The organism is Peribacillus sp. TE19612, assembly GCF_056279465.1.
In genome coordinates this window covers 57,597-78,139 of record NZ_JBWCCL010000004.1, presented here as the reverse complement: position 1 = coordinate 78,139, position 20,543 = coordinate 57,597, and the positions used below count along the sequence as shown (strand labels likewise).

The following is a 20,543-nucleotide window of genomic DNA, read 5'->3' as shown; positions in this document are numbered from 1 at the left end:
ACAGATACGTTTGCGAATCAAAATTGCCCATAGTTGGTTAATTAGTTATAATAAGTAAATTAATGCTATGCAAACCTTTGGAGGTATGGGACATGCTTTTGGGCTTAAAATTGAAAAATATCATATTCATCCTTTTTGGGGCTGGAATATTCGCATTTGGCCTCGTGCATTTTAACATGCAGAACAACTTGGCCGAGGGCGGATTCACCGGTCTCACCTTGATTATATATCAACTTATCGGGATAAATCCTTCTTATTCTAATTTGATTTTGAATATTCCTTTATTTTTAATCGGGTGGAAATATTTAGGGCGCACATCTTTCTTTTATACGATTATCGGAACGGTTGGACTCTCCGTTTGGCTATGGGTTTTCGAGAGATACGAATTTGAAATTAATCTTGGTAATGATTTGATGCTTGTGGCATTGTTTGCCGGGGTCTCGGTTGGTGTCGGCCTGGGCATCATTTTCCGTTACGGCGGTACAACAGGCGGAGTGGATATCATTGCCCGTTTTGCCCATCGTTACTTAGGGATGGGCATGGGTCGGACCATGTTCATCTTTGATGCCGTCGTCATTGGCCTGTCCATCCTTACCTACCTGGATTACCGGCAAGCGATGTATACCCTAGTTGCCGTTTTTATAGGTGCCCGAGTAATCGACTTTATGCAAGAAGGAGCCTATGCTGCTAGAGGTGCAATGATCATTAGCGATAAAAACAAGGAAATTGCAGAAAAAATCATGAATGATATGGAGCGGGGCGTAACTGTATTAAGGGGCTATGGGTCCTTTACACGCAATGACCGGGAAGTCCTCTATTGTGTTGTTGGGAAAAATGAGTTAGTCCGCTTAAAAAATGCCATAACTTCTGTGGACCCTCATGCATTTGTATCAGTCAGTGAAGTTCATGACGTATTGGGTGAGGGCTTTACCCTTGATGAGAACAAGAATCCCATTGAAAGGTGATCCATTGACTGTGGCATACCGATTGAATGCAACCCTTATGAATGTTGCCCTGTCCAACTGAATTTTATTAGCAATGTGCAGCAAATACTCTTAAAAATGAAAAAAGGACCCCATCCCAAGATGGTGTCCTTTTCTCATTAATCTTCTTCCCTCATTCCTGTATACATAAGCAGAAGACGAACTAATTCCAGTACGGCTACAAGAGCGGCAGCAACATAAGTCATCGCAGCGGCACTTAATACTTTTTTCGTTTCCCGTTCTTCATCATTCCGGATGACCCCGGCGGAAACGAGTTGATCCATCGCCCTAGAAGAGGCATTGAATTCAACCGGCAGGGTTATCACTTGGAACAATACAGCGGCGGCCATAAATACGATACCCGCCAATAGCAACCCAGGAATTGAAGCTAACATCCCGATTAAAATCAAAATCCAAGATATGTTAGAGCCAAAATTAGCTACCGGTACTAATGCATGACGGAAACGCAAGAATGCATAGGCTTCTTTATCTTGAATCGCATGTCCAACTTCATGGGCTGCAACCGCTACACCGGCAACTGAATGGCCGTGATAGTTATCCGATGATAAACGCACTGTTTTATCCCTTGGGTCATAATGGTCAGAAAGCATACCAGGTGTCTCTTCGACCCTGACATTGAACAGACCATTTTGATCTAAAATGGCCCGCGCCGTCTCAGCACCGCTCATACCGGAAGAGGCCGATACCTTTGAATATTTTTTATATGTGCTTTTCACTTTCATTTGTGCATAAATCGGGATTAAAATGATAATCGCCAAATAAATGAAATACATGGTATCCTCCTATAACTATTATTACTCTTAATTCTATGGATTGACGGCTACCGTGTCAAATATAGTGTTCTCTTCCCCTGTCTTTTTAATCATTATGTTCTTTCCTTGGTTTTTCCCTATCACCTTTATATTTCCTCCAGCCTACATAAGAAAGCGTCATGATGATGATTGAGCCTGTCGATATGATGACCCACCAAAGGGAAGGATCTGCATCATCTTCCCCCATATCATCAAAAATGGAGGTTAGTTCGTTTTGCAACGCATCCAGTTCCTTTTGACTTTCTCCATCACTGATTACCTCCGGACGGTATTGGTTGATGTATTGAATCCTCGTGTCCAGTTGCTGCATCGTTTCTTTAGAAAGGTCGACTTTCAAGCTTGGATATATCATTTCATATTGTGATAGGAATAAGTTCAATTGGCTATTGAAGGTAATTGTGTCTTGGTTGATCGCGGCATTCTTTGTCTGCTGGAAGGAATTCATCATTTGATCCTCCATCTCTGTCCAAAGGGGCTGATGGGTAGACTTGACCGCATCAACAACAAGCCGGAACTTTGTAACAGAATTAACCTTTTCGGAATCTCCCTTGTTCATATCCTTTATTGTCATCAACGCCTCATTATGAGCTACAGTGATAATTCGAAGTTCGTCCATGTCAAGGATCTGCTCTTTCGCTGTCTCTTTTAAAAACCGGTCAGAAAAAAACGTCAGCATCTTTTCCGAATCTCCATATCGCTTCAACTTGGTCATTTCCAAGGCTCTATCGGAAATGTTATCTAATTGCTCCAAACTTGAAGAGGATTCTGCATAGACAGGGAAATGTAAGACGACAAATAAAACAGCAATGGTTAATATGAATTTTTTCAACATGCTACTCGTCCCTCCTCATATCTCTACTAAAACGATATGAAAGAAAAAACATGAGTAGACCTCGTTCAACATAAAAAAGTTAACCCTGCTTTTACAAAGCTGTATTTAGAGTTAACTTTTTAATGGATGATGGATAGGGTGGTCCGCTTTTTTCTATATCCAAAGTACCAGCCGACAAAAATGGATAGTATACTGAGCCAAAAAGTGAAATAACCTATCGAATTCATATATACCAATAAATCACGATAAATTGGCATCATTTCAAAAACATAATCGATTATGTCATTATGTATGGTCCAAATTGCAGCCACTATCAAATGCCAAGGTTTTATTCGATAAAATGGTGCATATAATACCCCTTGTATCGCCATCCCCAAATGAGAAGCCATTAACATATAACCTTCCCATGGCAATGAACCGGTTGTCAAGAAGGTCATCAAATTCATTGCAACCGCCCATATTCCATATTTGAATAGTGTCATGATTGCCAACGCTTCCATAAGTCCGAAATTCCTTCTTAACAGGAACCCCAATAAAACAAATACAAAGAACAGGCTAGCTGTCGGGCTGTCCGGTACAAATGCCAAAAAAATCGCCGGAGTGTTTTCCAATTGACTACCGTACCAATAATATCCATAGGCAGTACCGAATATATTTATTAATAATAACAAAGCGAGCATTTGCCGGCTTGCAAGCAAACTGTAAATAACATTCATTCTTTTACCCTCACTTACATTCTCAAGTATATTCATTTTACAGGCCATCAACCAGAAAACCAAGTATTCATTTCAATTTCTTCTCATATACGCTTCAATTTACCAATAAAAAAGCCGACAACCGTAGTCGTCAGCTTCATTTACAGCCTATGATAGAAATTGATGTTGATGGCTATATTACTTTGTCGATAAACCAGATACAAATTCAGCTAATGTTGCCAATTCTTCATCTGTACCCTTGAACATGCCAGCTGGCATGGCACCCTGGCCTTTGACTGCGATTTTAGAGATTTCTTCTGGACTTAAGCCTGTGTCAATTAAGCTTGGCGCTCCTGCTCCACCAGTTAACTCTGCTCCGTGACAGCTAATACAGCCACTGGAATCCATCAGTTTATACCCATCGCTCTCTTTATCAATGTCTGCACCTTCCACGATCGCTCCTTGTTTCTTGGAAGCTTCCCAATCATGGTGAGCTGCAGACTCCCATGTCAAATAGAATACGCCGGCAATTGCCAATAGCATGAAGCCTACAGCAAAAGGACGTTTTGCCGGGCTCCGCTCTGGACCACGATCTAAAAAAGGTGCCAAGAGCAACGCTCCGAAAGCCAAACCAGGTATTACCAGGGCCCCGATTGCATTATAAGGACCTGAAGCATAGGTATACTTAAGTAATTGGTAAAGGAATAGGAAATACCAGTCTGGCAGCGGAATGTACGCTGTATCTGTAGGATCTGCTATCCTTTCCAATGGTGACGGATGTGCGATTGTCAGGCAAAGATACCCTACAAGAAATACAGCTCCTACCATCCATTCTTTTAAAAGGAAATTAGGCCAAAATGCTTCAGTTTTCCCAGGATATTCTGAATAATCTTTCGGAATATTCGGTTTACGGTTCGCGGAGATACGCGAGTCACCTACGAATTTCATACCTTTCCCACGATGCATAGAACAATTCCCCTCCTTTATGAAAAGGTTTTTTTGGTTCTTGGTTCACCATTCTTTTATAGTGGACCTGAAATACCTTGTTTTCGGATCATCAGGAAATGAGCCGCTAGTAATGCAAATAATGCTGCAGGCAGGAAGAATACATGAATTGCAAAGAATCGTGTCAATGTCTGTGCTCCAACGATGGTTGGATCTCCTGCTATCAATGTCTTGAGTGCCGGTCCCATCAACGGTACCGATTCGACAATTGTCAACGTAACTTTCGTTGCGAATAGCGCTTTCATATCCCATGGCAATAAATAACCAGTCAAGCCTAATGCCAGCATGATGAAGAAAATCAATACGCCGACCATCCAGTTCAATTCACGCGGTTTTTTGTAAGCTCCCTGGAAGAAGACACGAAGAGTATGTAAAAACATCATAACGATAACTAGACTTGCTCCCCAGTGATGCATACCACGGACAATTTGACCGAAGGCAACTTCATTTTGCAAATAATAAACAGATTCCCAAGCGTTTTTAATGTCCGGGACATAGTACATCGTCAAGAACATGCCTGACAAGATTTGGATGACCGTAATAAAGAAAGTTAACCCACCAAAACAATATACGAATGCGGAAAAATGATGTGCGGGGTTAACATGTTCAGGAACCTCATGGTCAGCAATATCCCGCCATAACGGCGTAATATCTAAACGCTCGTCCACCCAGTCATATAACTTTGTTAGCAATGTTTACGCCTCCCCGTGCGGTTTTAGTTGACCCAAATAAAGTATTCCATCTTTTTCTTTCGTGTCAAAGACATCCAATGGTGAAACCGGCGGTGTCCCTTTCACATTAATCCCATCTTTCGTATACCTGCCATAATGGCAAGGACAGAAAAATTGATTCGGATTAGTCTTATCCGTATTCCACCCTACCGTACAGCCTAAATGTTTACAGATTGGAGATAAAGCAACGATCTTACCATCATCCGTTTTGTAAACCCAAGCTGTATTTGTTTCTTCAGACTCATACCACCCATCGACCTGTTTAAAACTAAAGTCGACACGGGTCGGTTCGGTAGTCAGATCACCTACCTTCTGCTTAGTTGCAACGTAATCCCCGCCTTTATCAGCTGATAATACAGGATCAATTGCAAACCTAACCATAGGCATCAACATACCGGCCGCCATAAATCCACCAACGCCAGTAAGTGTGTAATTAAGGAATTGACGTCGTGAAACATTATGCTTGCTCATGCGTTTTCCCCCCCTCTATTACTATACTGAGAGCCCAAAGGACCAATAAATAGCGACACTATAAAACTAGGACATTTCCATGATATCTCAATAATTTACCAAGGTCAATATTTGTAAAACCCAAAAGGTGGCAACTATGTGTCAAATAATGCGAAAAATCCTACTTTTTTTCATTTTTCCAATTATAAGAGAAAATATCAAGGATTTGGAGAACTTGCTGGTTAATCATTTCCCTTGCTTGTTCAATTTCAAGCCCTTCCAAGGGAATGGCAGGAATCCATACTAAATTATTCTCTAATTCCCGCTCTTCTTTTTTCCACTCGAAGTCCGATGTAAGAAAGAAAACATGCTCGAAATTATTTCCTTTCACTTCATTGGCCCAACGCTTTAACCGTTCAACCTTATCCATTTCATCACTTAAATAATGAAATGTCGGCAATAAAAGAATTCTACCTTTCATCTGCTTTTCAATTTCCAAGCTTAAAATGGTAAGAAATTCATTCATTGAGCCCGTTTGCTTCATTTGCCCTTTAAAAGATAGGGGAACCAAAGGAATCAAAACGGTATCCACATACTCTTTTGACTGCATATACATGTCAAGATCTTTTGCTGTCCACTTCATTTTTTTCTTCACTCCCGATTTTTTGAATCAACTCCTTATCATTTTACCATTATTTTTATAACATCTTTACCATATACCCATAGTCTTTACAAAAATGTGGATTTTATCAATGTTTTATAAAAAATAAAAACCTTTCCTGATTACGGAAAGGTCAATTTATTTCATCCAAGTACTTTCAATTGATTCAATTGTTCGGTTAAATCCTTAAATGCTTGTTCATCATGCTTATCAAGCGCTTCATCGATTTCCTTAAGCAGACGGTCCCTTTGAAAATACAACATGCTTCTTTCTAAAAATTGTTCAGCTAGCAGCTGATCTTTTTCATTCGATGCCGTCGATTTCGGCATGAAGGGATTGTGCTCGAGTACCGCTGCATATTGATAGGAAGAGTAAGACGATTTAAAATTAAGCTGAATATAAATGTCTTCATCCCGATTTAAACGGATATCATGAAAAGATTTCTCTGCATCGGTCGTCATGATATTGGACTTATAGAACCTGAAAGGGACCTCATCCACACAATGTGTCGACATAATCAGTCCACGTGGGCAATATTGTGCATTTTCTACAAAATGAACCTTTTTCATCAGTTGATCATGACTCATTAAGTAATTCAATATCCACACGCATTCTCTTCGTTTCAGTTGATAATGATTTAAGAACCACCGAATAAAATCCTTCTTCTCATTCACAGAAACAGGGGCAGCCACCATGAATTCCCTCCTCTGTCTTGATTTAGTTTTGTTTCGCTTATCTACATTTCCTCTGTGTTTTCACCTAGCCGCTCCAAAATCATTGCATACTCATCATTCGCCGGATTCATCTCAAGCAGCTTATTAAATACTTCTCTAGATGTGGCTCTGTCTCCTTCTTCAATTAAAAAGAAACCATAATCTTCAAGGAAATCTTGATTGCTCTTGAATGAATTATATGCTTTATGATAGCTGGTTAATGACTCTTTAAATTGTTCGGTATGCTGATAAGATACAGCAGCTATCCAGTCAAACTGAGGATCATCCTCTCCATATCGCCTTACTTCACCTATACACTCCAATACATCTTCATACCTTTCTTGGTGCATATACAATTTCAAAAGGGTGAGTGCAGCTTCCAGATATCCCGGATCAATGGCAAGTGCTTCTTTAAATAGATTTTCAGCCTCTTCGTCAAGACCGCTTTTCAAGGCTATTTTACCACCGAAGAAGTAAAGTTCCTTATTGAATTCATCAGCCTTGATTCCTTCTTTGACCGTTTTCAAGGCATTTTCGAGATCTTCAAGATGTTCATAACTCTTTGCCAGGTACAAATATAGTGAATGATATTCATGATCTAATTCTTTCAGTTCAATAAACTTTCGTACGGCTGTCTCATAAAGACCTGCCTGAAAAGCTGTAAATGCATATTCAAATAAAGTATTGATTTCAAGTCCATCCTTCAAGGCCTTCTCAAAGTGCGGAAGGGCCTCCTCGAACTTGCCCGAGCTGCTTAATGCTTCAGCAAGCCTCTGATTGACATTAACACCAGCGATTTCTTGTTCCTGTTCCAAAACCTTTATGTAATTTGCAATGGCTTCCTGATCCCTGCCTTGATGAAAGAACAGTTCAGCTAGTGCAAAATCAATGATGACCTCATCTGGAAGCATTTCCTTAGCCTGCAGTAATTTCCGTTCGCTGACCTCATCCATTCCCTGTAATTGATAAAGGTCCGCTTCCAAAAGCAAAGCACTTGGATATACTTCATCATCTGCACTTACTTTTTCAAGCATCAGCATCGCTTCATCTTCCTGGTCCATATCAATCAGGATTTCTGCCAACGAAACAATCAATTCTCCTTCATCGGGATAGAGTTGCAGCAGATGTTCAAAAAGATCCTTTGCTTCTTCCGCAAAGCCAAGCTGGAGCATTTCTTCGGCCAGCAATAAAATGTCCTCTGCTGACTCTGATGATTTAATTCGATTTATATGTTTAAGAGCTTCTGTTAATTCCCCTTTTTTTAAATGCTGTATAACTTGTTCCACTGTGTTCATTGTTGAATCCTTCCTTTTGCATGATAGACTTGGTCCCTAGTCATACACACTCACGCCATAATGTAACATATTCTGCCATTAAAAACAAAATACCATGTAATCGCGAGATGCATAGTAAACAGTATTCATTAGTTTACCATACTGCAGCCTTGTATTCCATCGATGAAGTCCCCTCCCATTCTCATTAAAAAAAGGTTACTAGTTAATTCTCCACGCTTCGGTAAATCTCCTTTTTGATCATGAACCCCTTTTTCATTATTTTCATGATCAATACAGGTACAAAATAGCCCTGATGTTAGCGCTTTCAACACTTTTAAGCATTTAAAAAAAGTTTACAGACCAAAAAAGGTATGTAAACTTTTTTTATATTTACTTTATCAATTGCGTCAAATGCCCAAAAAATTGTGGATACGATACATCGATGGCATCAGGGTCGGCAAGTTCCACTTCCCCATCCGTTATCAAAGCCGCTACAGCAAGCATCATCCCGATACGATGATCCCCATGGCTTGTAACCGTACCTCCATTCAGGGCTTTACGGCCTTTGATGATCAATCCGTCTGCTGTCGGGGTTATATCTGCCCCCAGGATGGAAAGCTCATTTGCAACAGTATCAATTCGATTCGTCTCTTTCACTTTTAATTCTGCTGCATCCTTGATTGTCGTTACCCCTTCTGCCTGTGTCGCCAGAAGAGCAATTACCGGTATTTCATCGATGAGACGGGGAATTAAATCACCGCTGATGGTCGTTCCTTTTAATCGGGAGCTTCTGACCGTGATGTCACCTGCAGGTTCGCCCTCGCTCGTCTTCTTCTCTATCGTGATATCAGCCCCCATCGATTTCATGACTTCGATGATTCCAGTCCTTGTCGAATTAAGGCCCACATTCTTTAATACCACTTCACTATTTTCCGTAATCGCTGCAGCCACCATGAAGAAAGCTGCCGAAGAAATATCACCCGGCACATGGATGGCCGTCCCTTTGAAGACTTGATTTCCGCTTACTTTAATCGTTTGGCCGTCTTTTTCGATTTTTCCGCCAAACTCCTGGATCATTCGTTCTGTATGATCACGGGTCTCTTCCGGTTCGATAATGATCGTTTCACCTTCTGCCTGTAAACCAGCCAAGATTATCGCAGATTTCACCTGTGCACTCGCTACAGGCAATTCGTAGCGAAACCCTTGTAATTTGCCTCCTCTTATGGCAAGGGGAGTATATTCTGCTCCTTTTCGGCCATCAATGGCTGCTCCCATCTGACGAAGAGGGTTGACTACCCGGGTCATTGGACGTTTGGCTATCGATTCGTCACCTGCCAAAACGGCTGAAAAATCCTGTCCTGCCAATATGCCCATCATTAACCTGATCGTGGTACCAGAATTTCCGACATCCAGTACTGATTCAGGTTCCTTTAATCCATTAAAACCTTTGCCTTCAATTTTGACGTGCTGGCCATCTTGTTCAATATGGACTCCAAGCTGTTTAAAACAGGAAATCGTACTTAAACAATCAGCTCCTGGAAGAAAATTAGTTACTGTCGTTTCCCCTTCGGCAAGGGCTCCAAACATTATCGAACGATGGGAGATCGACTTATCTCCAGGTATGGCAATCGAACCACGCAATGTTTGGATGTTCGTTTGTAATTTTTTAGTATTCATAAAACCATCCTTCCCTATATTATTATGCCAGGATCGTTTCATAATCTGTATGTCTTGAAATACACTCCGCAGCTTTTATGCGATCAACATCCGTTTGGAAACTGATGACCAGCACACCGTATATCTCTTCCCTGGTTTCAATGATCCTTATGTTTGTAATGCTGATACCTTCTTGTGCCAAATATCCGGTAATCTCAGAAATTATTCCGGCATAATCCGGTATATCGATATATAAATCATAAAACGCTGGTATGGCGCCTTTCGCATGTGTCGGCAAATCATCCCTGAAAATCTTGGCATCGGTAAAGAATCGAAGGATTTCTTCACTATCTTCATTCGCAACCAGACCTTTTATATGCTCCATTTCATTCAGCCAATCATTCATTAATTCAAGCAGCACATCCCGGTTATGTAACAAAATGTCACGCCACATTTCCGGACTGCTTGAGGCGATTCTGGTAATATCCCGGAATCCACCTGCTGCGAGCCTTGAAATCAACTTGTTTTCCTTACTGTAATTTTCTGCTTGCTTAACGAGCCCCGATGCGACAATATGCGGAAAATGACTAATGACCCCAGTCAGCTTATCATGTGTGGCAGGACTAACAATAAGAAAGTTAGCTCTTGTCCCCTGCAGCCACCCTTTCAGCTGCTCAACCTTTTCTTCTTTGATGGAATCCCCGGGAGTTAGCAAATAAAATGCATGTTCGAATAAATGTAATTTGGCTGCCGCAGCGCCGCTCTTATGGGAACCGGCCATAGGGTGCCCCCCGATGAAGGCCACCCCTTTATCTATCAATGGTTTCGCTGCCTTAACGACTGTATCCTTCGTACTTCCTGCATCAGATATGAGGACATCACTTTTTAAATCCATATCAGCCAATTGAGCTAAAATCTTCACGGTTTCATTGACAGGCACAGCAAGTAGAATCAAATCAGCTTCACATGCTCCCGCTTCCAAAGATGATACAGAATCATCAATGATCCCCAATAGCATCGATAGTTGAATATTCTTTTCACTTAGGTCCATACCAACAATCACGGCTTCAGGATGCGCATGGCGTACAGCCATGGCCAATGATCCGCCTATTAGACCTAAACCTATTACAAAAACCTTACCCTTCACTCTTCTCTCCCCCGCATCTTTTATGCTCCTCTAGGTTTGATGAAACGTTAAAGCAGCGAATCAGAAGGTGCCTCAACTTCATTCAAAAAAGCTTTAATAGCCTGGATCATTCCTTCATTTTCTTCCGTAGAACCAATCGTTACCCTCAGGCTGTTAGGAAAACCGAAAGATTTCCCCGACCTTGCGATGAAGCCGCGCTCAAGCAAATATTGAAATACAACATCGGCATCCTGTTTAAAATGGATAAAGATGAAATTACCTTGTGACGGGTAATAAGCCAAATTTTCCTTATTGCAGAATTCATAGTACTGCTTTAACCCTTTTTGATTTTCTTCCTTGCATTTTTCAATAAAGGCCTGATCTTCCAAAGCGACAATAGCAATATTCTGTGCAAATGTGTTCACATTGAATGGTTCCCGGGATGGATCTAATTTCTGGATGATATCCTCATCCGCCAAACCGTACCCTACCCTAAAACTGGCAAGTCCATAAATTTTCGAGAAAGTCCGGAGTATGATCAAATTTTTATATTTATTAATCCATTGATTCGTTCTCGGGTAATCCTCAGCGTTTGCATATTCACAATAAGCTTCATCCAAAACGATAAGAACATCTTCCGGCACTTTTTCGATGAACGATAATAAGTCCTGTTCCGAAATGTATTTACCTGTTGGATTATTTGGTGTACAAAGCCAGACAACCGCTGTTTCATCATCTATTACTTTAAGCATTCCTTCTAGATCATGAGCACCGTCAATATGAGGAACTTCCCTGATTTCCGCTCCTTCTAGCGTGGCATTATGGCGATACTGCGAAAAAGTGCCTGTTGCCATGACCGTATTCTTTCCAGCTCCCAATAGACTCCTGGAGATGATTTGAATGTTCTCATCAGATCCATTTCCAAAAATAAGCTGAGTTTCTTTCACACCTGTATGTTTCGCAACAGCTTCCCTTAGCATCGTTGCATATCCATCTGGATAGATGGCAAACGAATGGGTTGAATTCCTAACGGATTCCTTGACCTTTTCCGAACAGCCAAAAGGATTTTCATTTGAAGCTAATTTCGTGATTTTTTCCAACCCGTATAATTTTTTCACTTCATCAGTGGATTTTCCCGGTTGATAAGACTTCAAGGAAAGGACCGCTTCATTCCATTTCATGTCAATCACCTCTATATTTTTATCACTTTAAAGTAAGAAAGTGTGAGAATAGTATATCATATTCATAGATTTGTAATCATCTTATATCCGCTTTGTCAAGTCTGGCCGTAATACGGTAGCCCCTGCCTGGTAAACATGCTGTATCTCTTTTTGAGATTTTGTCGTATTTACGTGGATCATGACCCGGATGCAAAATGGCAAGGAATTGTTCACCGGTATTTCTTTCATGCATGTAACCGGTACATAAGTCCAGCCTTCGAATTTCCTCAAGGCTTTGGCAGGGAAGACAGAACGAATCTCTTCCGTAGCAGAAAAAAATACAGAAGCTACCATATCGGGATCAATTTCATTGACCTGAATGATCTCGGCCATCAACTTTTCGACAGCAGAAATCACTTCCATTTCTGTGTCTCTTTCTACTGTAGTGGCACCCCTTATTCCTCTTATCACACATAGTCCCCCTTCTCCTGAACTCTAAATCATCTCCGTCATTTCCTCTATCAGCTCAGAGTCGGCTATATCCATTAATAGCGGTGACCCCACTTCGTTTAGCAGGACAAAGGTAGCTGCATCATTGACCGATTTTTTGTCTGTTTTCATTAATTCAAGCAACATTGCATGTTCAAGTCGGGGTGGAATGGTTATTTGATAACCTAAAGAAGAAACCCAGTCAATAAACTCATCTAGTTTAAAATCGAGATCCACTTTCTTTCTGCTTAATTTAAGTGCATATACCATCCCGATTAAAATCGATTCCCCATGCGTAAAGTTTCCGTATCCCATTGAACCTTCCACTGCATGTCCAAGCGTATGACCAAAATTCAAAAAGGCACGAATGCCGTTTTCCTTCTCATCCTCTTCGACAATTTTAGCTTTAATGCCAATCCCTTTTGTAATCATGGTAAGGAATTGCTCATCCGTTATATCATTCAAATCAACAATATTCGACTTTAACCATAGATAAAGCTCATTATCTGCTATCAAGGAATGTTTAATGACTTCTGCAAAACCTGACCTTAATTCTTTAAGTGGCAGAGTCTTTAAAAATTCCAGATCATAAATGACAGCTTCAGGCTGATGAAAGGCCCCAATCATATTTTTCCCTAGCGGGTGATTGATGGCAACCTTGCCGCCCACTGCACTATCGTGGGCAAGCAAAGTCGTCGGAACCTGTATAAATGGAATCCCTCTCATAAAAGTAGCTGCAACGAATCCAGCCAAATCACCGACTGCACCGCCGCCAAGGGCGATGATCAATGACTTGCGATTAATCTGTTGGGATAAGCAGAAGCTTTGGCATTCATAAAACACATCGAATGTTTTAGCATGCTCCCCTTCTGGCACTACATGATGCAAGACCGGTTTTCCCGTCTTGAGCAGGGCGTCCTTCACGGTCTGCAAATGAAGTGCCGCCACTTTCTCATCAGTTATGATCAGAATCTTGTTTAGATGATTCAGTTCATGTGTTATTAATTCGGGCAATTCATTGATTGCCTTCTTGCCAATTAAAACCGGGTATTGCTTGGAAGCCGTTTTAATTTGGATGGATTCCATGATTTAAAACCCCTTTACTTCTTCCCGATATGATCTTATGTACTCTGCTAATTGCTCATAACGATCTGAAGGGAATTGATCAACGATGGCAGCCGCCAGTTCCCATGCCACTACCGCCTCAGCTACCACTGCTGCTGCAGGGACCGCACAACTATCGGAACGCTCGACACTTGCTTCAAACACTTCCTTCGTATCGATATCAACACTTTTCAAAGGTTTATATAAAGTGGGGATCGGCTTCATCACACCGCGTACAACTATCGGCATTCCAGTTGTCATACCGCCTTCAAAACCGCCAAGGCGATTGGTTTTCCGGTAATAACCCTGTTCTTCATCCCATGCGATTTCATCATGGACATCACTGCCGAATAGATGGGCCGCTTCAAATCCTAGACCTATTTCCACACCTTTAAATGCATTGATGCTCATTATCGCTGCGGCTAGTTTTGCATCAAGCTTACGGTCATAATGCACATAACTTCCCACTCCCACCGGCATTCCTTCTACAATGACTTCGACGATTCCGCCGATGGAATCACCTTTTTGTTTCGCTTCATCAATTGCATCCTTCATCTGCTGCTCAACGTTTTTGTCGAAACATCTAACGGAAGATTCTTCTGTTACTTGTTGCAATTGCTGGATCGTATCGTATTTTGGCGGTTCTGCCTTCACTCCGCCAATTTCCAAAACATGCGATGCCACTTCAATCCCCAATAAAGACAAAAGTTTTTTTGCGACAGAACCTGCTGCCACCCTTACTGTCGTTTCACGGGCTGAAGATCGTTCCAGAACATTTCTCAAATCGCGGTGCCCATATTTAATCCCGCCGTTCAAGTCGGCATGACCAGGACGAGGCCGGGTGATTTTACGTTTAATTTCTTCGGCTTCCTCTTCTGAAAGCCCTTCACTTCCCATAATCTTTGTCCAATGTTTCCAATCATCGTTCTCAACCACCAAAGCAACCGGTGAACCGAGAGTGTAGCCATGTCTGATTCCTGAAGAAATAAAAGCCTGATCTTTCTCGATCTGCATCCTTCTTCCACGTCCATGCCCTTTTTGCCGGCGTCCCAATTCTTGATTGATATCCTCATTCGAAATCGGCATTCCCGCCGGTAATCCTTCAATGATAGTAGTCAGTTGCGGACCATGTGATTCTCCCGCTGTTAAATATCTCATCTTCCAGCCCCCTTTTAGCACTTTAAAGTGTATATGTATCAATATACCACAATTTTATGAAATGTGGGTATATGTAAAACGTAAAAACCATATTGTTTGAATTTAATCACTTTTCACTCTATTTTACAAGTACTTAAACATTTTCGATATAGTTTAATCTTTCAAATCAGAATTCTGTTGGATTTACTATTACTCGACAAACGAAAAGGACTGAACGCCCATGAGCAGAATCAGTCCCTTTTTTAAAAGTATTTACTTTTTCTTATAAAAAAATGTGTCGATCGTTTCAAATTGATATTTTCCAGGGGTGAATATTTGCTCTGTACTTCCTACAAAAAAAACCCCGCCGCTCCTTAATGATGCACTGAATTTTTCATATAACAAATTTTTCGCTTCTTCCGTGAAATAAATTAGCACATTGCGGCAAATGATTAAATCGAACCCTTGTTCAAATCGATCAGCGAGAAGGTTTTGCTTTTTAAATGTTACCCTTCTCTTGATTTCTTCATCGACACGATAAAAATCCGCTTTTTTTTCAAAGTATTTCCTTTTGATTTCTTTAGGCACTTCATTTAAGGAACGCTTAGGATACATCCCCAATTTCGCTCGCGCCAACACATTTTCATCCAGATCCGTCGCCAATATCTCTATCTGGCTAAGTGGAACCAGATTGGATAAAATCATGGCAAGCGTGTATGGTTCCTCACCAGTTGAACAGGCCGCGCTCCAAATCTTCAACTTTTTTTTGCTTGCTAATAACCCAGGAAGGATTTTCCGCTCCAACACTTCCCATCTTTTCGCATTTCGATAAAATTCGGAAACATTGATTGTCATTCTATCCAGAAACTCATTTAAAACTTCGGAGTTGGTTTGAATGTCTTTATAGTATTCACGAAATGAATGATATCCTCTTTTTTCATATAGAGATGTCAGTCGCCTTTTCATTTGCCCTTCCTTATATAATGCCAAATCAATGCCTGTCAACGTCTTGATATTGCGAATAAACTCTTCATATTCTTGAGGCATTCCTACGACTCCCCTGCAAATAATTATTTTAAGTAGTCCTTCCCTTTATATATCGGAGAGTGCCATATTTTCTTTAAACTGCAATAATTCCTTACCATGCCGGGAAGCTTAAAAAGCAATGCAAAAAAACGGGTTCCATCGCATAATGACGATGGAACCCGCTTCCTATATAGTGATGAGTACTAATTAATAAACCCACTCGTTTACAAGTTTAGAATACTCAACAAGTTCTTCTTCTTTGAAGAATAAACCGATTTCACGTACAGCGCTTTCAGCTGAATCAGATCCGTGAATGATGTTTTTGCCGACAGTTACGGCAAAATCGCCACGAATTGTTGCTGCTGCTGCATCTTTAGGGTTAGTAGCACCCATCATTTGACGTGCTGTAGCGATTACATTTTCGCCTTCCCAAACCATTGCGAAGACAGGACCTGAAGTAATGAAGTCCACTAATTCGCCAAAGAAAGGACGTTCTTTGTGCTCGCCATAATGTTGCTCAGCCAATTCTTGAGAAATGACCATTAATTTTGCTCCTGCAAGAAGGAAGCCTTTCTTTTCGAAACGGGAAACGATTTCACCGATTAAATTGCGTTGAACGCCGTCAGGCTTTACCATTAAAAATGTTCTTTCCATGAATGTCACTCCTAATATGTATCATTGTTATTTGCCTATATAAGGCAATACTTTTAGAATATTACCATTGTTTGATGAGTTTCGCAACTCCCATTATCAAAACTTTCTTTTTCCGATATTTTTCGCGATATCCGATAAAGTTTTTCTAGCTTTAATGGCAGGAAGACCTTTCAACTCAGTAAAAGCTTTTTCTAAATACATATCACTGATCCTCGCTGCCTGTTCAATGGCACCGGAAGTTTTTATCGCATTGATTATACGGGACATTTCATCTTTTGGCGTATCTTCCCGAACAGTTTCAATAAGCTTTTTTAACTTTGGATCCTCCATAGCGATCAAAACGGGTAAAGTGATATTACCTTGTATCAAATCACTCCCGGCCGGTTTACCAAGTTCTTCTTCCGACGCCGTAAAATCCAATATATCATCGGTGATTTGATAGGACATACCGACATAATATCCGAATTTAAATAGCTTTTCGTGAATTCCCTCGTCAACACCTGCTGAAATGGCTCCCAACTGGCAGCTGGATGCAATGAGCAATGCCGTTTTCCGTTTGATCCGTCTAAAATATATCCGCCAATTCTGTTCGAAATTATACTTATCTTTAATTTGTTCAATTTCCCCAAGACATAGATCAACCATGGTATCAGCGAGAATTTGATGCGCAAGCGGAGACTCGATGACCGCCATCATTTCCAGTGCACGAGCAAAAATGAAGTCGCCTGTGTACATGGCGACACGATTATCCCATTTCGACTTGATGGTAGCCGACCCCCTGCGTAAATCCGCATCATCCACAACATCATCATGTACAAGGGAAGCCGTATGGATCAGTTCCAAAGTCGCTGCGACATGCTTTACGACATGAATATCATAGTTGCCAAACTTCGCACCCAATAGGACGAATACCGGACGGATCCGTTTTCCACCGGATTGCAGTAAATGCAGGGAAGCTTCCCTTAAAACCGTGGAATCCGCTTCAATTGCGGCTTCCAGTTCTTTTTCTATTAATTGCAAATCTGCATTCAAAAATGAATACATCATTTTAAATTTCATACATTCCACCCAGCTTTGTCCATTGCTATTCTGCTTATTTTGAAGGCTTGTACCCGAAATGTGTTGCTGCTACCCCACCGAAATGGGCTTTATAACTGACATTTTCCATTCCTGCCTGCTTAAACATGTTTTCAAGCTTTTTCATGCCTGGGAAATCTCGAGCCGATTCCTGCAGCCATGAGTATTCACTATAGCTTTTTGCGAATAATTTGCCGAACATGGGCATGATGAAACGGAAATAAAAATAATAGCCCTGTTTAAAGCCTAGCATCGTTGGCTGTGACGTATCCAGGCAAACGACCATACCACCTGGCTTCGCTACACGGTTTAACTCTTTAAGCACTTTCATGTAATCAGGGACATTCCGCAGCCCGAAACCGATCGTGACATAGTCAAAGCTATTATCCTCAAAAGGAAGTTCCATTGCATTCCCATGCATTAGGGAAACTTGATCCAGATTGAGTTCCTTCACCTTTTGTTCGCCGATCTTCAGCATGTTTTTACTAAAATCCAGACCAACAACCTTTCCTTCTGGTCCTACTTCATTAGCAAGGGCAATGGTCCAGTCCGCCGTTCCACAGCATACATCCAGTGCATGGGCGCCTTTTGGGACATTCATGATGGCCATTGTAGCCTTCCGCCATTTAAGATGCTGTTTAAAGCTGATGAGGGAATTCATCTTGTCATAATTTCCGTAAATCTTTTCAAAGACATGATGAACTTTTTGCTCTTTAGACTGCTCCATGATTCACCCTTCTTTCACATATGAATTTGCCATACTCTCTGTTTGTTCCAAGATGGCCTTCACTCTTTCCAGTAATTCATCATCCAACTTTGCCAGCTTCCGCATCGAGCGCTCTACGGATTGCCTGGCATCCCTCAGGCACTTGTCGAATCGGGTGCGTACCTGTTCTTCCTTTTCCGAAATGGGAACATCCCCACCGGTCGAGTCATCAAAAGGCATTTCCCTTAGGACATCAAAAACTATTGATTCACCCGACTTCATATAACTGCTCTTCTCGGCATGCAACCGTTTTAAAAGCAGCAGGTCTTCCGATATTTCTATCCAGGCAGGCTCATTATAGTAATCCGCCAGTTTCTGAATCAGCGAAGCCTCTATCGCTTTTACCGTCATTAAAAGCGTTGGTACATCATGAATCGATCCTTGTTGGTATAGAATGATTTTATTATCATTTATTTTTTTTATCGCGCTTGAAAGGATACGGATCATATCAACATTACCTACACTGGCAAGCCCTTGATAATATAAGCCGCTATAGTAATCACCGGCAAGCACTTGTAATTGACGATTTTTCAATACCTCGGGCGACTCGATTCCTTCACCCGAATTCGAGACGATTTCATGGGTATCCAGAGCTATTTGCACTAACATGGTTGAAATGATGTATTGATTCCGTTTTTCGCTTGTAACGTCCAAATCGTTAAACAATCCCCAAAGCAACATCAGTTTATCTTCGTCCAAGCTTGGCTTTTGTATATACTTCAACAAATATGGATGTTGAGCTTTCGTTTCTATTAATCGTTTTAATTGCCTTATGTCGTCCGTAATGTTTAACAATTGAGATCACCCTTGCATCCCCGAAAGATAATTTTTTTCATACATATTGGTTTCTGTCTGTGTAAAATACACATTATTATACCATAAAAACAATCAGATGAAATGGTCAACGTTTATAAAATGAAACTTCCAAAAACAAGGAAATTATCGACTTTTGTTCTTCAAAAAAATGGATGCGGGAAATTTACAGCTTGTTAAACGCGATATCAGGTGATTGATTTATAATGAACCAAGCATTGAGAAACGATCATTTGTCAGATGAATTCTTTTTGGAATCACTTTCTATCTCTCCGAATGGAGTATAGACCTTTGCATGGCCCCTGATTTTAATTGCCGAGGTATGCTCCGTGAATTGTGCGATCATCACCTCTCCTGAGTCCAGTTTTTCGGAGTGGTGAAACTTGGTGTCCGTTCCCCTTGTCAACCCGATGACATTCACACTATCCTCAATGGCTTTGATTACGACAAAATCATTCAGAATCTTTTTATCATTCATTTTTTCCTGCCCCCATATCCTTAGTCTTTAATGAATGCCAGTACTTCAGCTCTAGTACGGTGATCCTTCGCAAACGTTCCCCTTACAGCTGAAGTCACTGTTTTAGATCCGGGTTTTTTTACGCCTCGCATGGTCATGCACATATGTTCAGCCTCTACTACAACCATTACACCATGAGGCTCGAGCTTTTCCATTATCGAGTCTGCAACTGTAGAAGTGATGCGCTCTTGAAGCTGCGGACGCTTCGATACAGCCTCAACCGCCCGTGCCAATTTGCTTAAACCAGTCACTTTTCCGTTTTTCGGAATATATGCTACATGGGCTTTCCCGTAAAAAGGGACTAAATGATGTTCACATACCGAGTAAAACGGAATATCCTTTACAAGTACGAGTTCTTCATGGTCCTCCCCAAAAACAGTATCGAAATATTCCTTTGGATCCTGATTAAGTCCAGAAAAAATTTCTTCATACATTCTGGCTACACGAGCAGGAGTATCCAGCAGTCCTTCCCTCGTTGGGTCTTCCCCTACAGCCTCGAGAAGCATTTTAACCGCTTCTTCTAATTTGGCATGATCAACATTAGCCATTTTTTGTACCTCCTAAAAAATCAATAATATTATGTATTCAGATAAAAAAACCAAAGCGCGTTGCACCCGGAAATCCATAATTGCAATTATTAAAGCTACCGATTACCCAAGAGATTGAATTCCTTTAAAGGCAGTTTCGCCGGAAGCGGTTTCGGATGATTATTTTCTTGTGACAGATTTACCATCTGAAGCGTTTCTAAAATATTCACTGTCTTTTATATTATCACAGATGGAAATTAAGAAGCAAAAAAAGGACCGCGTTTTCACGCGGCCCTTTTCGGTTAAGCACCCGT

The 20,543-nt window shown here is 41.0% G+C and carries 23 protein-coding genes; 1 reads left to right on the top strand and 22 read right to left on the bottom strand.

All coding sequences use genetic code 11. From position 1 onward, the window contains the following. Positions 1–92: 92 nt before the first annotated feature. Positions 93–965, top strand: coding sequence for a YitT family protein (locus tag ACZ9AO_RS08525; protein WP_034307964.1), 873 nt, complete (start codon positions 93–95; stop codon positions 963–965). Between the two features lie 137 nt (positions 966–1,102). Here ACZ9AO_RS08525 and ACZ9AO_RS08520 read toward each other — a convergent pair whose 3' ends face one another. From ACZ9AO_RS08520 to folE, 22 genes are all read right to left on the bottom strand, one after another. Then, a complete protein-coding gene (locus tag ACZ9AO_RS08520; RefSeq protein ID WP_048681645.1) occupies positions 1,103–1,777 on the bottom strand; it encodes a zinc metallopeptidase in 675 nt (224 codons plus the stop codon). Positions 1,778–1,862: 85 nt separating this feature from the next. Continuing rightward, the gene (ypjB, locus tag ACZ9AO_RS08515; RefSeq protein WP_034307968.1) at positions 1,863–2,648 is read right to left on the bottom strand and encodes a sporulation protein YpjB; all 786 of its coding nucleotides are present in this window, start codon (positions 2,646–2,648) and stop codon (positions 1,863–1,865) included. Between the two features lie 119 nt (positions 2,649–2,767). Beyond that, complete coding sequence (lhaT, locus tag ACZ9AO_RS08510; protein ID WP_048681648.1) at positions 2,768–3,364, bottom strand: lipoprotein heptaprenylglyceryl N-acetyltransferase LhaT; 597 nt, start codon at positions 3,362–3,364, stop codon at positions 2,768–2,770. Between the two features lie 177 nt (positions 3,365–3,541). After that, positions 3,542–4,309, bottom strand: coding sequence for a menaquinol-cytochrome c reductase cytochrome b/c subunit (locus ACZ9AO_RS08505; protein WP_048681651.1), 768 nt, complete (start codon positions 4,307–4,309; stop codon positions 3,542–3,544). Between the two features lie 56 nt (positions 4,310–4,365). Next, a complete protein-coding gene (gene qcrB / locus ACZ9AO_RS08500) occupies positions 4,366–5,040 on the bottom strand; it encodes a menaquinol-cytochrome c reductase cytochrome b subunit (protein WP_034307974.1) in 675 nt (224 codons plus the stop codon). Positions 5,041–5,043: 3 nt separating this feature from the next. Next, complete coding sequence (locus ACZ9AO_RS08495) at positions 5,044–5,550, bottom strand: Rieske (2Fe-2S) protein (RefSeq protein WP_048681654.1); 507 nt, start codon at positions 5,548–5,550, stop codon at positions 5,044–5,046. Between the two features lie 160 nt (positions 5,551–5,710). Beyond that, positions 5,711–6,172: a YpiF family protein gene (locus tag ACZ9AO_RS08490; RefSeq protein ID WP_476108853.1), complete on the bottom strand. Its 462-nt coding sequence runs from the start codon at positions 6,170–6,172 to the stop codon at positions 5,711–5,713. A 161-nt stretch (positions 6,173–6,333) separates the two neighbouring features. Further along, the gene (locus ACZ9AO_RS08485) at positions 6,334–6,885 is read right to left on the bottom strand and encodes a ReoY family proteolytic degradation factor (RefSeq protein WP_034307987.1); all 552 of its coding nucleotides are present in this window, start codon (positions 6,883–6,885) and stop codon (positions 6,334–6,336) included. 41 nt (positions 6,886–6,926) lie between these two features. Then, the gene (locus tag ACZ9AO_RS08480; protein WP_063594016.1) at positions 6,927–8,198 is read right to left on the bottom strand and encodes a tetratricopeptide repeat protein; all 1,272 of its coding nucleotides are present in this window, start codon (positions 8,196–8,198) and stop codon (positions 6,927–6,929) included. Between the two features lie 369 nt (positions 8,199–8,567). Further along, a complete protein-coding gene (gene aroA, locus ACZ9AO_RS08475; protein WP_252267000.1) occupies positions 8,568–9,854 on the bottom strand; it encodes a 3-phosphoshikimate 1-carboxyvinyltransferase in 1,287 nt (428 codons plus the stop codon). 22 nt (positions 9,855–9,876) lie between these two features. Beyond that, complete coding sequence (locus ACZ9AO_RS08470; protein WP_249594753.1) at positions 9,877–10,980, bottom strand: prephenate dehydrogenase; 1,104 nt, start codon at positions 10,978–10,980, stop codon at positions 9,877–9,879. A gap of 47 nt (positions 10,981–11,027) precedes the next feature. Next, positions 11,028–12,140, bottom strand: coding sequence for a histidinol-phosphate transaminase (hisC, locus tag ACZ9AO_RS08465; RefSeq protein WP_251540818.1), 1,113 nt, complete (start codon positions 12,138–12,140; stop codon positions 11,028–11,030). An 81-nt stretch (positions 12,141–12,221) separates the two neighbouring features. After that, positions 12,222–12,590 (bottom strand): chorismate mutase, encoded by a 369-nt coding sequence (gene aroH / locus ACZ9AO_RS08460; RefSeq protein WP_251540819.1) that lies wholly within the window; start codon positions 12,588–12,590, stop codon positions 12,222–12,224. A gap of 24 nt (positions 12,591–12,614) precedes the next feature. Next, a complete protein-coding gene (gene aroB / locus ACZ9AO_RS08455) occupies positions 12,615–13,694 on the bottom strand; it encodes a 3-dehydroquinate synthase (protein WP_476108852.1) in 1,080 nt (359 codons plus the stop codon). A gap of 3 nt (positions 13,695–13,697) precedes the next feature. Beyond that, the gene (gene aroC / locus ACZ9AO_RS08450) at positions 13,698–14,870 is read right to left on the bottom strand and encodes a chorismate synthase (RefSeq protein ID WP_251540821.1); all 1,173 of its coding nucleotides are present in this window, start codon (positions 14,868–14,870) and stop codon (positions 13,698–13,700) included. Positions 14,871–15,122: 252 nt separating this feature from the next. Continuing rightward, the gene (locus ACZ9AO_RS08445) at positions 15,123–15,896 is read right to left on the bottom strand and encodes a CheR family methyltransferase (RefSeq protein WP_476108851.1); all 774 of its coding nucleotides are present in this window, start codon (positions 15,894–15,896) and stop codon (positions 15,123–15,125) included. A gap of 186 nt (positions 15,897–16,082) precedes the next feature. Continuing rightward, positions 16,083–16,529 carry a nucleoside-diphosphate kinase gene (ndk, locus tag ACZ9AO_RS08440; RefSeq protein ID WP_034308008.1) on the bottom strand — a complete coding sequence of 149 codons (447 nt, stop codon included), beginning with the start codon at positions 16,527–16,529 and terminating at the stop codon, positions 16,083–16,085. Between the two features lie 96 nt (positions 16,530–16,625). Then, a complete protein-coding gene (gene hepT / locus ACZ9AO_RS08435; protein ID WP_476108850.1) occupies positions 16,626–17,588 on the bottom strand; it encodes a heptaprenyl diphosphate synthase component II in 963 nt (320 codons plus the stop codon). 34 nt (positions 17,589–17,622) lie between these two features. Next, a complete protein-coding gene (locus tag ACZ9AO_RS08430; RefSeq protein WP_034308012.1) occupies positions 17,623–18,333 on the bottom strand; it encodes a demethylmenaquinone methyltransferase in 711 nt (236 codons plus the stop codon). A 3-nt stretch (positions 18,334–18,336) separates the two neighbouring features. Beyond that, positions 18,337–19,167, bottom strand: coding sequence for a heptaprenyl diphosphate synthase component 1 (locus tag ACZ9AO_RS08425; RefSeq protein ID WP_251540824.1), 831 nt, complete (start codon positions 19,165–19,167; stop codon positions 18,337–18,339). A 247-nt stretch (positions 19,168–19,414) separates the two neighbouring features. Then, a complete protein-coding gene (gene mtrB / locus ACZ9AO_RS08420; RefSeq protein WP_251540825.1) occupies positions 19,415–19,663 on the bottom strand; it encodes a trp RNA-binding attenuation protein MtrB in 249 nt (82 codons plus the stop codon). 20 nt (positions 19,664–19,683) lie between these two features. Further along, positions 19,684–20,250, bottom strand: a complete 567-nt coding sequence (folE, locus tag ACZ9AO_RS08415; protein WP_034308020.1) for a GTP cyclohydrolase I FolE — start codon at positions 20,248–20,250, stop codon at positions 19,684–19,686. Between the last annotated feature and the right edge of the window lie 293 nt (positions 20,251–20,543).

Coding starts and splice junctions, on each gene's coding strand:
- ACZ9AO_RS08505 (WP_048681651.1), bottom strand. CDS start 4,309: ATGCATCGTGGGAAAGGTATGAAATTCGTAGGTGACTCGCGTATCTCC.
- aroA (WP_252267000.1), bottom strand. CDS start 9,854: ATGAATACTAAAAAATTACAAACGAACATCCAAACATTGCGTGGTTCG.
- ACZ9AO_RS08445 (WP_476108851.1), bottom strand. CDS start 15,896: ATGCCTCAAGAATATGAAGAGTTTATTCGCAATATCAAGACGTTGACA.
- lhaT (WP_048681648.1), bottom strand. CDS start 3,364: ATGAATGTTATTTACAGTTTGCTTGCAAGCCGGCAAATGCTCGCTTTG.
- hepT (WP_476108850.1), bottom strand. CDS start 17,588: ATGAAATTTAAAATGATGTATTCATTTTTGAATGCAGATTTGCAATTA.
- aroC (WP_251540821.1), bottom strand. CDS start 14,870: ATGAGATATTTAACAGCGGGAGAATCACATGGTCCGCAACTGACTACT.
- ypjB (WP_034307968.1), bottom strand. CDS start 2,648: ATGTTGAAAAAATTCATATTAACCATTGCTGTTTTATTTGTCGTCTTA.
- ACZ9AO_RS08520 (WP_048681645.1), bottom strand. CDS start 1,777: ATGTATTTCATTTATTTGGCGATTATCATTTTAATCCCGATTTATGCA.
- ACZ9AO_RS08490 (WP_476108853.1), bottom strand. CDS start 6,172: ATGAAGTGGACAGCAAAAGATCTTGACATGTATATGCAGTCAAAAGAG.
- ACZ9AO_RS08495 (WP_048681654.1), bottom strand. CDS start 5,550: ATGAGCAAGCATAATGTTTCACGACGTCAATTCCTTAATTACACACTT.
- ACZ9AO_RS08485 (WP_034307987.1), bottom strand. CDS start 6,885: ATGGTGGCTGCCCCTGTTTCTGTGAATGAGAAGAAGGATTTTATTCGG.
- aroB (WP_476108852.1), bottom strand. CDS start 13,694: ATGGAATCCATCCAAATTAAAACGGCTTCCAAGCAATACCCGGTTTTA.
- ACZ9AO_RS08430 (WP_034308012.1), bottom strand. CDS start 18,333: ATGGAGCAGTCTAAAGAGCAAAAAGTTCATCATGTCTTTGAAAAGATT.
- hisC (WP_251540818.1), bottom strand. CDS start 12,140: ATGAAATGGAATGAAGCGGTCCTTTCCTTGAAGTCTTATCAACCGGGA.
- ACZ9AO_RS08480 (WP_063594016.1), bottom strand. CDS start 8,198: ATGAACACAGTGGAACAAGTTATACAGCATTTAAAAAAAGGGGAATTA.
- ndk (WP_034308008.1), bottom strand. CDS start 16,529: ATGGAAAGAACATTTTTAATGGTAAAGCCTGACGGCGTTCAACGCAAT.
- ACZ9AO_RS08525 (WP_034307964.1), top strand. CDS start 93: ATGCTTTTGGGCTTAAAATTGAAAAATATCATATTCATCCTTTTTGGG.
- folE (WP_034308020.1), bottom strand. CDS start 20,250: ATGGCTAATGTTGATCATGCCAAATTAGAAGAAGCGGTTAAAATGCTT.
- mtrB (WP_251540825.1), bottom strand. CDS start 19,663: ATGAATGATAAAAAGATTCTGAATGATTTTGTCGTAATCAAAGCCATT.